Source organism: Citrobacter sp. VF227 (assembly GCF_052950715.1).
The window spans coordinates 1-459 of record NZ_JBRFVF010000434.1; the positions used below are offsets into that span (position 1 = coordinate 1).

General features: G+C 57.1%; 1 pseudogene. It reads right to left on the reverse strand.

Annotated features, from left to right (window positions below):
* Nucleotides 1–20: 20 nt before the first annotated feature.
* A pseudogene (locus tag ACU8YC_RS27180) lies at nucleotides 21–459 on the reverse strand (class II aldolase/adducin family protein); the annotation flags it as partial.

Consider the following 459-nt stretch of genomic DNA (forward strand, 5'->3'; position numbering starts at 1 on the left):
TATCAATAGCGCCTGACCCGTTATTTCCCGTAATACGCATTTGCCCCGGGTCTGCGCAGATAATGTTTATCCAGCAACTCAGACTGCATATCCGGCAACTGCGGGGCTAACTGGCGAGAGAACAACCCCATGTACGCGCACTCTTCGAGCACCACGGCGTTATGCACCGCGTCTGCCGCGTCTCTCCCTCAGGCGAACGGTCCGTGGGAGTGCACCAATACCGCCGGAACCTGCAGCGGATTGAGATCGCGTTGCTCGAAGGTCTGAATGATCACCTCTCCGGCTTGATATTCATATTCGCCGTTGATCTCTTCAGCGGTCATCAGACGGGTACACGGAATAGAACCATAGAAATCATCGGCATGCGTGGTGCCCCATGCCGGGAGATCCAGACCCGCCTGCGACCAGATCGTCGCGTGGCGAGAATGGGTATGGACGATCCCGCCGCTCTGTGGAGAA